Origin of the sequence: Microcoleus sp. Pol7_B2, assembly GCF_036701035.1 — a bacterium.
Classification (GTDB): domain Bacteria; phylum Cyanobacteriota; class Cyanobacteriia; order Cyanobacteriales; family Microcoleaceae; genus Microcoleus.
The window spans coordinates 42,134-55,010 of record NZ_JAUBQB010000011.1; the positions used below are offsets into that span (position 1 = coordinate 42,134).

The window sequence follows — 12,877 nt, forward strand, 5'->3', positions numbered from 1 at the left end:
TTTTTGATGGTGGCTAATTGACTGGACATAATAGGAATCACAGCCCAGAGGTTTGTGCTACGGTAAACGCCGATCGACTAACCCATCAGATATGTTTGCTGATTGTTCATCGGCAATACTCGCAACCGTCGATTTTTCAAATCAGGTTCTAAGCCTAGTTCTTCCATGGGAATTACCCCCAGCAAAACAGCAGAAACGCCTTCGGGCAATTCTAAACAATCAAATCTGCCTTCTCTCCCCTCTACAATAATTTGAGCGCCTGCAAAAAATCGACATTTTTTGATACCAGCCGATGTTTCTACATCTCTTTCTCCTACTTGTTTTAAACCGAGTTGGCTAATAATGGGAGCTGGCAAGGAAAGCAGAGTTGCTCCGGTATCGACAACAACGTTATTGAGGGTAACAGAGCGAACTTCCCGAGCAGCAATGAATCCCCGTTCAGCCATAACTAGATCGATGCGATTCGTGACGGCGATTGTTGTAACAACTTGACCCCTTTGTTTTTCTTGCAGATTGGGGAGTACCAGGGTCATAGTACGTTACCTCATTTGAGTGTAATTAGTGGAGATTTCTATTGTAATATTATCTAGAATCCTGCTTAGTTAGTTAAAATCGTTTTATTGACCAGCCACAGTTAGAATTTGTCTCAACGCATGACACCCGAACCAAACTCTTCTCAACCCAATCGCCCTGAATCTAACGTGACTGTAGAAAGTCTGAACGGTGCGAACCCTAATGTGCCACCAGAATCAGGGATAATCGTCGCTACTGCTGAACCCGAAAAACCGGTGCCACCGCCTCCAACTCGCAAGGTTTTTTTGCCGCAGCAGCCGGAACAAACGACTACTGAGAAGTCGGGGTCCGTGCTGACGCTGGGGTTGATCGCAGCGATGATTTTTGGGCTGGCCAATGACAACATTTGGCTGGGCTTAATTGGCGCCGTGGGTGCCATCAGCATATCGCTGCGGCTGATGTGGCCGAGTTGGGGCAAAATCTGGGCGCAGGTAATTCCGCCGACTTGGCGCACTCTGATCGTCGCCTGCTTCGGGCTTTTAGCTGGGATTGTTGGCTTGCTGATGCTCAGCGGTAGTAATACTGAACCGGGAAGCCGCAACATCCAAATCAACTGGGACGCCATCGGCGCTCTCGGCGAGTTGATCGGCGCTTTGGGCCAAATTTTGATCGCTATTTTGGGCGTTTACGTGGCTTGGCGGCAGTACGTGATCTCGAAAGATTTGACGATTCAGCAAAATCGAATTACGCAGCAGCAAACAATCGATGCTTATTTTCAAGGGGTTTCCGACTTAGCCCTTGACGAACAAGGGTTTTTGGAAGACTGGCCGCAGGAAAGGGCGATCGCAGAAGGCCGCACCGCTGCGATTATGAGCAGTGTAGATGCTGAAGGTAAAGCTAAAATTCTGCGGTTTTTGTCGCAGTCGAGATTGGTTACTCCTCTGAAGCGCGATCGGCTTTTAGGCCGCCCCATCCTTGACGGCGACGGCGGCTACGCTGAAGACAGAGATCACGGTATCCGCGTTATCGATCTCAATGTCATGTTAGCGGGTGCTGACCTGGCTGGCACCGATTTGCGCTGGACCGATTTGAGCGAAGCCAACCTCGTCCGCGCCAATCTCAGCAAGTGCGATTTAGTGAAAGCCAACCTCTCGCGCGCTGTCTTGTACGACGCCAATCTCGCTCGCGCCGACATGAGAGCCGCCGCATTATTCTACGGCTCGGCACAAACTGCATCCCCCCGCAGCCGTACCGAATTTCCCAACTATCAAACGGGTGAACATACCGGCGCTGTGGTGGAACGTGTTGATTTCACCGGTGTCAAGCGGCTGTCGGAGGAGCAACGCTATTACTGCTGCGCTTGGTGCGGCTCGAAGTCGAGAGAGACTATTCCCGGCGGCTGCGAAGGGATTCCCAATAAACTCGGACGTTAAAATTAGCAGTACCGCTGTACTTAGGTATATATTTGGCGATCGCTTGGCAGCGGACTATACTTTAATTTTAAATCTACAGTCTTGCGCTGTTTTAGCCCTGACAAATAAGGATTTAAGGCTAGAAGTAATTCCGCGCCTGGAGCGCTCCAAAAGCCTGGAAGGGTTAATTTTTGTTGCTGCTAGGTGCTTTTTTATGGGACGATAAATGGCACCTAGAAAGCACTAATTTAGGTAACAGCTCTGCAGATGATGGGCAGCAGCATTCTATGGCTTTTTAGCCGCTGTTACTTTTGCTAATGCGCGGCTTCACAACTCTGGGAATGCAAATGGAAGTAGCAGGGCTAATAATTAATATTTGGGAGTTTTTTAGTGTATTAGTGGCAGATTTAAGCTATTAGTAAAGTTGCCATAATTTAGGGCAGTTGCTATTTGTTGTATTTGTAAAATAGGCTGAGCATTACAGTCGGATATTTCGGTTTTGGATCTTTAACGCTACTCATAAATTCCGTTGATAGGCAATCATTTCACCCCTAAGCTTACGGTATTGTCGAGCTTTCAATAGCACTCGGTTTAGTGTTGATTGATCCGCCTTGTTGGGGATATGGTGTTATGAAATTATTTGCTACATTTCTGCTGTACATGGCTGTGAAATTTGCTGTGAGGGTGTAGGTAGCTTAAGACACTTCTCCATATCTTTTGCATAAACTTAATTTACTCTATTTCCCAAGCTGCCTGAAAAAAGTCTCTTTCGCATAGCATAGCGTAGCGATAGGTTGCTTCTACCTCTGGCCCAGCCTCTGCGTAGCGATCGACCAAACTTTCCAGCCGTTTTGCTAAAATCTCAAAATCCGAGCTGTTATAGGTGGAAATCCAGTCGCTAAAGGCGTGTTCCGGTATATTAGGTTTAGCTAGTTGCTGTCCCAAAAAAGCATACAACCGCAAGCAAGGAGTCATGGTGGCTACTGTCAAACCTACACTACTCCCCCAGGCTGTCGCTAATAAAAAATCTGTGTAGCGGCGGGTAGCGATTCCCGGTTTTGCCTCTTGCAAGTTTACCCCCCATTTGGCTGCATATCCTTGATGCAAACGAAGTTCTTCTAAAACGCCGCTACCGAGATTGTGGAGGATTTCAAACCCCTCCCAGTCGGGTGCTTTTGCCGCAGCGATACTGTAAGCGCGAGCGAAGGCTCCCAGAAAAAATGCGTCTTGTGCAACGTAATATGCAAAACTATTTTGGGGGAGGCTGCCGTCAGCAATGCCTCTGACAAAGGGATGTTGCAGACAAGCTTCGCTTAAGTCTTGATTTGCTTGCCAAAGATAATTGGAATTTGTCATGCCATTTTGAATCGATGGGTTATGATTGTAATTTTTATAGTCTGACTAAACATCTATAATAACAGATGTTTTTGCTTGGCGTGTGTCAGTCTTATGGTATCTTTTATTTTTCGTATTTAAGAAAATAGATAAGTTTTGGTATGCGGCTATGTTGTGGGCTGCTGTTGTCTGCCTAAAAGAGCGAAATTACGTGCCGAACCTCTCTCGTGAAGCAGCCAGGGTGTTTGGGGAAAAATAAACTTTTGATTGAACGGTTGAAAAGCCGATTTTTAAATAGAAACTGCAATGAACGATACACCTAAGTATTCCTTGGTAATACCTATCTATAACGAAGAAGAAAATCTCGCTGAACTTTATCGGCGAATTAGTGCCGTGATGGAGCGAATGGACGGCGCAGTAGAATTAATTTTAATCAATGATGGCAGCCGCGATCGCTCTCTCGAACTTTTGCGAGAATTGCACGAAAAAGACTCGCGAATTTGTTACCTCAGTTTTGCCCGCAATTTCGGTCATCAAATAGCTGTAACTGCTGGTTTAAACTTTTCTAGAGGTCAAGTTGTAGTCATCATGGACGGCGATTTGCAAGACCCGCCAGAGCTAATTATAGAGATGGTAGAACAATGGCAGCAGGGCTATCAAGTTGTTTATGCTCAGCGCACTCACCGCCGTCAAGAAGGTTGGTTTAAGCGGTTGCCTGCTTATATGTATTATCGCATTTTGCGCCATCTTGCTGATGTTGATATTCCGATAGATACCGGAGATTTTTGTTTGATGGATAGGTGCGTGGTGGATGTGCTAAATGCGATGCCTGAACGCAACCGCTACATTCGGGGACTGCGCGCTTGGATTGGTTTTAAACAAACGGCGGTTAAGTTTGAACGCGATCCGCGTTTTGCTGGGGAGGTCAAGTATACATTCAGAAAATCTTTGAGTTTGGCGATGAATGGTTTAGTATCTTTTTCAAAAGTTCCCCTCCGACTTTCGATTTATATGGGATTATTTGCGGCATTTGTATCTGTGTTAATGGCTTTTTTGATTTTGTATTGGCGGATTTTTTATCCAAGTTCGGCCTTAACGGGTTTGACAATTGTGATGATGGCGGTTTTCTTTTTGGGTGCGGTGCAGTTGGTTAGTATTGGGATTTTGGGCCAGTATATAGGGCGTATTTACGAGGAGGTGAAGGGCCGGCCGCTTTATACTTTGGCAGAAGTGGCTGGTTTTAGCGATCGACACCGATCGCCAAAATAATTTTAGCAAACAACTGTTAACTCATCGTGCCTCAATTATCGAATTTATGAGATAATTTAAGATCGTAAAATCTTCTCAAGACTGATGTTTAAACTTTACGAGTATTCCCCCTCGGGCAATTGCTATAAAGTTCGCTTGCTTTTAACTCAACTTAATATTCCCTTCGATCGCACAGAAATTAATATTCTCGAAGGAAAAAGCCGCACACCTGAATTTTTGGTCAAAAATCCCAATGGCCGCATTCCGGTGTTAGAAATCGCACCGGGTAAATTTCTGTTTGAATCGAATGCGATTATGTTTTACTTGAGCGAAGAAACTGAGTTTTTCCCCACGGATAAATTTGAACGGGCTCAAGTCATGCAGTGGTTGTTTTTTGAACAGTACAGCCACGAACCTTTTATTGCTACTTCTCGTTTTTGGTATATGACAGGGAAAGCACAAGAATATCAGGAAGCACTTCAACAAAAACAAGCACCGGGTTATGCTGCTTTGGGGGTGATGGAACAGCATTTAGCAGAAAATGAGTTTTTTGCGGGCGATCGCTATACAATTGCTGACATCGGTTTATTTGCTTATACTCACGTTGCTGACGAAGGCGGATTTGATTTAACCAGATTTCCAGCAATTCAAACTTGGATCGATCGCGTAAAAAGTCAACCTCGATATATAAAAATTACACAATGAAATTAAATTGAGGCTAATTGCATCAAAGCTCGAAATCGTTCATCATCTCGGATACTGTCAAAATCGGGGTTGTGTTTTGCTTCGTTTCGGCTAAAACGAGGTGAAATATCAATCGCTTTCTCTAGATTATCGATAGCCTGTCCAATCTCACCTTGTAGTGCGTAGCAGCAGGCTTTACCGTAATAGCCACTCTCATGCTTAGGATTTTGCTTAATAGCTTGTTCACACTCAGCAAGGGCTTCGGTGTATCGACCAGCCCTTGCCAAAATAATGCCACGATTAGCCCTGAGTATCACTTCTTGAGGGTTTAAGCTAATTGCTTCATCAATGGCTGTAATAGCTTTCTCAAAATTTTTGAGAAGACTTAATGCTAGTGCTTGAGTGTTCAGTGCTTGAAGATTCTTAGAATCAATTTTAAAAGCTCGATCGCCAGCAGTAAGGGCTTCCTCATATCGCTCTAGATGAAGGAGAGCAGTCCCTCGATTTGCCCAAGCAGTAACAGATTTAGGATCGAGGTCAATCACTGTTTTATAACTTTCCAGTGCTTCCTCATATCTCTCTAGATTTCTGAGCGTATTCCCTCGATTTACCCAAGCCTCAACAGATGTACGATCGAGGCCGAGCGCTTTTTGATAACTTTCTAGCGCTTCCTCATATCGCTCTAAATTATGGAGTAAGCCGCCTCGATTTACCCAAGCATCAACATATTCAGGATCGAGGTCAATCGCTTTTTCCAAACTTTCCAGCGCTTCCTCATATCTCTCTAGATTGCCTAGTACAACCCCTCTCTTTCTCCAAGCCTCAACAGATTCAGGATCGAGGTCAGTCGCTTTTTCAAAACTTTCCAGCGCTTCCTCATATCGCTCTAGATTGCCTAGAGCAACACCCTGCCCAACAAAAAAGGATGCATTACCTTGGTCTAACTCCAGTGCTTTCTGATAGCAATCCAGTGCATCCTTGTAACGTTCTGCACTTTCCAGTAAGTCACCAAGCATTGAAAAAAGAGTATGCTTCAGTTTCGGATCGCAGTGAGTTAATTTTTCACACTGGCTTTTCCCTTGCAACAGTGAATCAGTTATTTCTCTGAATGTATTGCAACGTAAAGACTTATAGATCAGTCCTGCACACTTGCCTAGACTATCCTTGAGATCGCCAACATAGCCCAACAGGGATTGAATAGATACTTCAATTTGTTTGGAAAATTCCTCAATTGCTTGTTCTGAAGGAGTATTCTCACCTTTAAATTTAATCTTGTACTTTGTTGGGTGTATATGTAGAAACTTCCAGCCAAAGCTGAGAGCTCTTCCCGAATCTTTAAAAAATTTGTCTGTCGCTTTGGGAAGCAGATTCTGGTTCTCTTCACTTATCTCTGCACAAATAAAAGCAAAGGGAGCCATAAATACATCTGGTTCTTTCAGATACACTGCGGTAAAGACCTGTTCAATATATTTTTGGAGTCCTTCCTTTCCATTGCCAAAAAGATTGTAATAGAGACACTCTGCTATCAGTTCTCGCCACTTTTTATCCTCATACTGATCGGGTAAAAACATTTCAGTAGTAACAAGTTCATCGGCTTGTTGCTGGAAGTAATCGGCTAGTAAAGCATGAGTTTTGCGAAACTGGTTTTGAGGCTCCAGAGAACAAGATTTGCGAAAGACATCCCGCGCCACATCATCTAAGCGGTAGTGCCCTTTGGTAAACTCAACAAAATCTAAGTCTTTCAACCATTCAAAGTAAGCCTCTGCATTATCCGCATCTTGTTGTAAGCCTAATTCAACGCTTCCAAGCAAATATTGAATCATCGCCCGATCGAACCATCGACAACAAGCTACCACATACAAAACTTTCCGATGCCGGGACTCTATCCCCTGCAAAAGTAATTTAGCGATCTCTTGGTTACCTTGGGAAAAATCAGGTTTTTGACCTTGCTCTTGTTGCTTCCGTACCCAATCTAGATAATAGGGTAATCCCTGTGTTGCTTTGTAGATTTTGGCGCGTATACCGCCATTTTCAATGCCAATTTGCTTGAGATATTCCTCTGTATCCTTCCTGCTAAACTTCTTAAGTGGCACCTCAAGGATCAACTTCCGATCCTGGTTGAGCTTGCGCCAACCCTCATCTGCTTGCAGCGATCGCCGCCCTACAACCACGAGCCTTACTGGTGCACAAGACAACGCAGTATCTTCCACCAAATACTGCCACAGCCATTGATTCAGGTAAGACTGTGCTTTTTCATAGGTATCCAAAATCAGCACGAGCGATCGTCCTCTGCTTTGGGCAAATTGCATCAGACTTTCAGCAAATGCCTGCGTCAGTTTGGAAACTGGCTGTAACATCAGAGCCTGTAGCTCAGGCTGGTCTTTGGTCGCAGGGTGATTCCGCACTCGCTGCTCGATCGATTCTTGCAAGCTGTCTGCATCCTCTCCAATCGCCGCTAATGCAGAAAAACCTACCCCTGAAACATTAAAGGATGTCGGCTTACTTGAGGTGGAGGTCAAACCTATTAGGTTTAGCCAGATGAAGCGTTGAAACCAGCTTGTAATCTTCTTTGCTTCTTCGCTGCTAGTTGTTTTACCATCAATTGACTCATGACTCAACTTGTATAGAGTTGACTCAAACTGCTCCTCCTTTTGTTTGAATGAATCGGCGATCGTTTCACATCCAAAACGCTCAACAGCCTGCTCATGTAGCTTTCGCATCAATTTTAGAGGAGTTTCGATATCGGGCGTTTTCGCAAAACAAATCTCCAGAAAATCAACTTCGCCTGCATGGGCATCCTTTAACCGCCCCAGTAACGTTGTTTTACCAACTCCGCCAGTTCCCCAAATATTGAATAGCAAGGGTTGTCCCTCAGATTCGTTGAGTGCTAAGGCAAAGCGTTCTAACAGCCTTTTCGCCTCATCTCGTTCTATGTAATGTCTATCTGGCACTCGCGATCGCATCGGAGATTGACGATTAATCTCGGACTGAGCCGACTGCTGACTCTGTTTCTTTGCTAATTGTGCCGCTTTTAATTGTGCCTTTAGTCGAGCAACTTCTTCTCGCTTTTCATCCAGTTGAATCTTCAGGTGTACTGGAATCGTCGAACTGGTGTAGTGTGCCGCTTGTACTTCCATCAATGCAAGCGCTTTTTGATGAGCAATTAGTATTTTTTCCAGATCGGCGCAATCATCCATTGACTTCCCCATCTCTCAATCTTGCTTCCAATTCTGCCACCTCTCGCCGTTTTTCCTCTAGGTCAATCCGCAGATGACCAGGCATTTGCAGCTTCCCAAAGCCAGCAGCCTGTTCTTCTAGAATAGCCAGCGATCGCTTCGCCATTGCCAAGGCAGGGGTCATCACTTCTTGATGTGTCATCACCCTAGGCAACTCTGGACTCTGGGTTTGGCTGGGCAGTCCCTTGCCACCGCGCAACATAGCCACTGGGAAATCCTCCGTCGCTGCATCAAAAAACGGGATTTGTTCTGCGTGACAGAGGTTACGGGCACTCTGTGGAACTGTTTTTCCCAAGTGAGTCATGACGTTGGAAATTCTGACGAGGCGATCGCCCGGTTGATTTGCCGCTCCCTTCAGCGCCTCAATCAGATGATAGGTATAGAGACTGAGGATGGCATCTGGACGCACCCAAGAACTTTGATTTCCTCGTGATGAGGTGAACACCGCCCGGCCTTCCCCCTGCTTCAGGGCATCAATCACCCCTTTCGGCAACGCTGTAGGCAAAAAGTCTGCTGGCAGATTATTCTTAGCGGTAGCCATCCCCTCCGCATGACAACTATCAATGATGACCCAGAGACGTTTAGCCTCGATCTTGCGTAACTTCTCACTCAAGGTTTCGGCTGAAAGGGCTGTTTGTGGAATGGCTTGCCCATCAAAATCATGTTGGAGTAAGTAGTAAGCATTACTGGCGAGGTCAAACATACCATGCCCAGAATAGTAAATGACGATCGTGGCATCTGGGTCTGCATCTGCAGATCCTTTTAACCAGTCCAGATCATCCAAAATGGCACTGCGAGTCGCACCCTGGTTCTGTAACAACCGGACATGATCGGGCGTATTGGGATATGCACAAAAATTTGCGTCAGTGAGCAAATCTTTGAGCGCTTGAGCATCCTTGGCTGTTTCTGGAAGCGATCCCCTGGGGTCAGCAGTATTACCAACACCAATCAACAGCGCGTAACCGTGGGTAAATAGATCGGACATCTAAAAAAAACTCCAGCAGAAAACAACAATCCCTCAACCTGTATTAATAATATATAGTTCCTAAACCAGGATAAACTAAAAAACACAATCAAGCTACTTCCCAAATAAATACTAGACTAAGCTGTTAGTTTTAGTGCTTACTCGTTATCGCTACCTTTCTTCCAGTTTCGCTCGATAGCGGGCAGCATTGGCAACTTTCAAATTGTACAAACTACTGGTCTTATTCACGTATGTATGCGTATAGATTGACAAATACTTCACCATCGTGTCGGTATATTTTACAAGCCATTTTCGGTGCTTTTTTACTTTAAAACAGCGCCTATTTATTCCGAAATTAATTAACAAAAATCATGAGTAAAAACCAGCCTTTTTTCGGTTCCGTAGATGGTAAAAATCTTTTAATACTGCCAATAAGTCTCTCCTTTTCCATAAACAGCTTCAGCGACAAAGCCATTGGCAAAGCGCAACTGTGCGTTGCACAAACAAGCTTTGTAGAAATCCGGCTGAGTGTCCAAAAATATGGCATCTGGCGCCTCTTGAAGGAAAATCTATAGCACTGCAGCAAAAATTAGAATCAAGATAATCAGACTCTTGAACTGATTAAGCAACAGTATCAATGCGCTCGATTTACAGCACTTTCCGATGCTATGAGGTACAATTAAGAATTACGGCTTTATGGGCGTAGTTGGATTTAGCTTGACACTACCGGCAACCAGAGCCGCTGCGATGGATTTAGACCGGGTTTTTGTAGGTTTAGGACGCGGAGTTTGCTACTGTGACGTAAATCGAAGAATATCCAGCGCCAATGCTCTACCCATCCCGGCAAAACCTGCGAGATCACAACGGAAATTCCTGGCAGGCGATCGCCTTTAAGCGTATTCATCCCGGTGGTAGTGCGATTGTCTCGACTTTTGGGAGTTTATTGATCGATTGAGTGCTTCAGATGATAACTTTGCCTCCATCGAAGCCGCCGTAGAAGAAGGACGCACCGTTTATGGCAACCTGTTGAAAACCATTGGGTTTATCCTACCCGTCAACGGTGGAGAGGCGATGACCATAGTGGTGGGAATCTTGGCTGGTATCACCTTGCCAATTTTGCCCGTGCAGATTCTCTGGGTGAATATGGTGAGTTCCGTCGCCCTTAGTGCCACTCTAGCTTTTGAGCCCTTATCGGCTGACACTATGCGCGGTTTGCTCCTCTTGCATAATGTGATAGCGATCGTCACTCTAATTGGCGCGGCTGGCATTAATGCGTTTGAGTGCGAGTTTCCTAATGGTAGTGCTGGCATTAATGACTATGGCACTGCGCTGTGGTTGACGGGAATGTTGATGAGCACGATCGGCTCTGATTACTTTCCGAAAACAGCCCAAGGGCGGGTGCTTTGTTTTTTGCTGGCGTTGTGTGCGATCGCGCTAGGCGGTTATTTTACAGCAACCCTGGCTACATTTTTTGTGAGCCAGGAGGCCGAGAGCGATCGAGCAGAAATAGCGGCTACACAATCTATTCAAGCTTTGGAAACAGAAATTACTGAACTGCCAACAGAGGTTCAAGCCTGCTTCACTAAAAGGTTTAGACCTGTGAATTGCTAACCTTAGAGTTGAGCATGAGGTCGATCGTTCTCGATGCTATAGTAGACAAACGATTATGTCTGTCCAATTATAGATAATATTCTAATCTCAACTCTGCCAAGCGACAGAGGATATTTAAATTCTTTACTTTTACTATAAAATTACCGTCTAACCACTCAACGCAAAAATATTTAGAACGCTGGAAAAAATCAACCGAATCAATTTATGATTGGAAATCAAAAATCCCCACTTTATCAAGCCTAAGTCAAATTGTTTAACTGTTCAATAGTGCGGACAGTTTTTCTAGGCACAAAGGCGGATTTTCTCAATACTTTGAAGCCCAGCAGATAATTAAATCAATGTCATCTCCACTCCTGACTTGCCTTTAATTTGACTTTTTTACGATCCTTGCCCTCTAAAGCTTGTAGTATCGTTACCAAAAATGCCCGCAGTATTGAATGTTAACCTGGTTCTATTTATTACATTGACACGAGAAACTCATGGAAAACACATTGTTCGATCGCACATTCCGCGACAGCGAAGGCCAAATTGTTATAGCTCAGACCCCAAATCTACCACTGAGTGTCGGGATTGTAGCTAGTTTATTAACGCTCATTGTTACAACAGGTAAAATTAATTTAGGGTTGGAGCTAGTAGCTTTTGGCTCTTTGTTTACTTGGGCTTGGGAAGAATTATTTCAAGGAGTTAATTACTTTCGTAGAGCATTAGGTTTGATTGTGCTTGTCGGTCTGATTGTAGGGAAACTTCAATAATTAGGTAAGCATAAATCAAATCAATAAAGTATAGCAAAACCTTGAATCAGGCGGATGAGGAACGGTGGAGAGGTTGACCGGCTGTCATGGACAATCCAAAAATTAACACCAATAGGATGTGGGAACACCTGAAAAATCCTCCACTCATTCGCTACCTGCTACGATGGACGCTTGGCTGGGCGATCGTGCAGGTGTTGGCATATTTTGAAACGGTTCTGATTGTTTCTATTTTTGCAGCCATTCTCGCCTTTGTGCTTAACTCTCCAGTCAAATTTGTATCTCGTTTCATCCCTCGTTGGGTACCGCTTGTGCTGGTGTTTTTACTTGCCTTGTTGATTCTAGGTGGGTTAATGGCAACGTTAGGATTAGCTATCATTTCCCAAGCACAGCATTTATTGGAACAGGCTCCTCAATTTTTAGAGTGGGCGATCGCACTGTTGGAAACACTCCAATCGTTTCTGCAAAAGCGCATTACGGTCGATTTCAGCACCTTTGAGACACAACTGCGCGAATAACCCCTCGGCATCATGGGCATGGGTTTTTCCACACAGCAAAATGTGTTATTCAACTTGCTAGATGTGATTGTGATTGCGGTGGTTCGCTTCTTTATGCTGCTAGATGGTAGACGACTAGGGAATCTGATCGTGAGACTCTTTCCATCCGGATTACGCGATGATTTGACCAGGGCAATTCAAAATAATTTTCTTGGTTTCTTTGGTGTCGGGTGCTGTTATCAATCTTCTTCGGCATCTCTACCTTTGTGCTGTTTATTTTGCCTAATATTCCCTATGCACTGGTCATGGCAGCAGTCGCAGGCGCATTTTACATGATTCCCGGTATTGGCTGGCGCAACGATTGGGATTAGCCTCATCTGCCTGATTATTCTGCCTCAAGGAATTCTGCTCAGCTTGAAAGTTTTAGTGGTTTGCATTGTCTTACAGCAGGTTGAAAAAAACTTACTCAGGCCCCGTATTATGCAAGACTCCATTAATATAAATCCAGTCATTATGTTCTTTGCGCTATTATAGCAATCCTAAATGAGTCGTAAATTTTTTACCCCACCCCAACCCTCCCCTTACCAAGGGGAGGGAGTAAGAATTCACAAATGATTTAGGATTGCTA

15 protein-coding genes and 1 pseudogene are annotated in these 12,877 nt (G+C 44.7%); 11 read left to right on the forward strand and 5 right to left on the reverse strand.

Annotation, left to right across the window (positions count from 1 at the left end):
- Positions 1-77: 77 nt before the first annotated feature.
- On the reverse strand, positions 78-533 hold the full coding sequence (locus tag QUA57_RS06725) for an aspartyl protease (RefSeq protein WP_333060062.1): 456 nt from the start codon (positions 531-533) through the stop codon (positions 78-80).
- 120 nt (positions 534-653) lie between these two features.
- Here QUA57_RS06725 and QUA57_RS06730 point away from each other — a divergent pair, with 120 nt between their 5' ends.
- Positions 654-1,946 carry a pentapeptide repeat-containing protein gene (locus QUA57_RS06730; protein ID WP_333060121.1) on the forward strand — a complete coding sequence of 431 codons (1,293 nt, stop codon included), beginning with the start codon at positions 654-656 and terminating at the stop codon, positions 1,944-1,946.
- A 711-nt stretch (positions 1,947-2,657) separates the two neighbouring features.
- Here QUA57_RS06730 and QUA57_RS06735 read toward each other — a convergent pair.
- Positions 2,658-3,281, reverse strand: coding sequence for a TenA family protein (locus QUA57_RS06735; protein WP_333060063.1), 624 nt, complete (start codon positions 3,279-3,281; stop codon positions 2,658-2,660).
- 285 nt (positions 3,282-3,566) lie between these two features.
- On the opposite strand from QUA57_RS06735, the gene QUA57_RS06740 reads away from it, so the two are divergent.
- Both QUA57_RS06740 and QUA57_RS06745 read left to right on the forward strand, forming a co-directional pair.
- Positions 3,567-4,529, forward strand: a complete 963-nt coding sequence (locus QUA57_RS06740; protein WP_333060064.1) for a glycosyltransferase family 2 protein — start codon at positions 3,567-3,569, stop codon at positions 4,527-4,529.
- A gap of 84 nt (positions 4,530-4,613) precedes the next feature.
- Positions 4,614-5,213: a glutathione S-transferase family protein gene (locus tag QUA57_RS06745; RefSeq protein ID WP_333060065.1), complete on the forward strand. Its 600-nt coding sequence runs from the start codon at positions 4,614-4,616 to the stop codon at positions 5,211-5,213.
- Positions 5,214-5,215: 2 nt separating this feature from the next.
- Here QUA57_RS06745 and QUA57_RS06750 read toward each other — a convergent pair whose 3' ends face one another.
- Together QUA57_RS06750 and QUA57_RS06755 are read right to left on the reverse strand one after the other, a co-directional pair.
- A complete protein-coding gene (locus QUA57_RS06750; RefSeq protein ID WP_333060066.1) occupies positions 5,216-8,053 on the reverse strand; it encodes a tetratricopeptide repeat protein in 2,838 nt (945 codons plus the stop codon).
- A gap of 328 nt (positions 8,054-8,381) precedes the next feature.
- Positions 8,382-9,413: a caspase family protein gene (locus tag QUA57_RS06755; RefSeq protein ID WP_333060067.1), complete on the reverse strand. Its 1,032-nt coding sequence runs from the start codon at positions 9,411-9,413 to the stop codon at positions 8,382-8,384.
- 350 nt (positions 9,414-9,763) lie between these two features.
- Between QUA57_RS06755 and QUA57_RS06760 the strand changes: the two genes are divergently transcribed.
- Positions 9,764-9,967, forward strand: coding sequence for a hypothetical protein (locus tag QUA57_RS06760; RefSeq protein ID WP_333060068.1), 204 nt, complete (start codon positions 9,764-9,766; stop codon positions 9,965-9,967).
- On the opposite strand, the gene QUA57_RS28645 is transcribed toward QUA57_RS06760, so the two are convergent.
- Positions 9,962-10,030 (reverse strand): hypothetical protein, encoded by a 69-nt coding sequence (locus tag QUA57_RS28645; RefSeq protein ID WP_445242254.1) that lies wholly within the window; start codon positions 10,028-10,030, stop codon positions 9,962-9,964. The two genes, QUA57_RS06760 and QUA57_RS28645, sit on opposite strands and share 6 nt — an antisense overlap.
- A 188-nt stretch (positions 10,031-10,218) precedes the next feature.
- Here QUA57_RS28645 and QUA57_RS06765 point away from each other — a divergent pair, with 188 nt between their 5' ends.
- The 7 genes and pseudogenes from QUA57_RS06765 (at position 10,219) to QUA57_RS28650 (ending at position 12,783) form a co-directional block, all read left to right on the forward strand.
- A complete protein-coding gene (locus QUA57_RS06765; protein WP_333042544.1) occupies positions 10,219-10,347 on the forward strand; it encodes a DUF3122 domain-containing protein in 129 nt (42 codons plus the stop codon).
- A gap of 5 nt (positions 10,348-10,352) precedes the next feature.
- A pseudogene (locus tag QUA57_RS06770) lies at positions 10,353-10,601 on the forward strand (cation transporting ATPase C-terminal domain-containing protein); the annotation flags it as partial.
- Entirely contained in the window at positions 10,596-11,003 is a 408-nt protein-coding gene (locus QUA57_RS06775; RefSeq protein WP_333060124.1) for a potassium channel family protein, read from the forward strand. The pseudogene QUA57_RS06770 and the gene QUA57_RS06775, both read left to right, overlap by 6 nt.
- A 479-nt stretch (positions 11,004-11,482) precedes the next feature.
- Complete coding sequence (locus tag QUA57_RS06780; protein WP_333060069.1) at positions 11,483-11,755, forward strand: hypothetical protein; 273 nt, start codon at positions 11,483-11,485, stop codon at positions 11,753-11,755.
- Between the two features lie 86 nt (positions 11,756-11,841).
- Complete coding sequence (locus tag QUA57_RS06785) at positions 11,842-12,270, forward strand: AI-2E family transporter (protein WP_333060070.1); 429 nt, start codon at positions 11,842-11,844, stop codon at positions 12,268-12,270.
- A gap of 209 nt (positions 12,271-12,479) precedes the next feature.
- Positions 12,480-12,620 (forward strand): hypothetical protein, encoded by a 141-nt coding sequence (locus tag QUA57_RS06790; RefSeq protein WP_333060071.1) that lies wholly within the window; start codon positions 12,480-12,482, stop codon positions 12,618-12,620.
- Positions 12,595-12,783, forward strand: a complete 189-nt coding sequence (locus QUA57_RS28650) for an AI-2E family transporter (protein ID WP_445304461.1) — start codon at positions 12,595-12,597, stop codon at positions 12,781-12,783. Before QUA57_RS06790 ends, QUA57_RS28650 begins: the two co-directional genes overlap by 26 nt.
- Positions 12,784-12,877 lie beyond the last annotated feature (94 nt).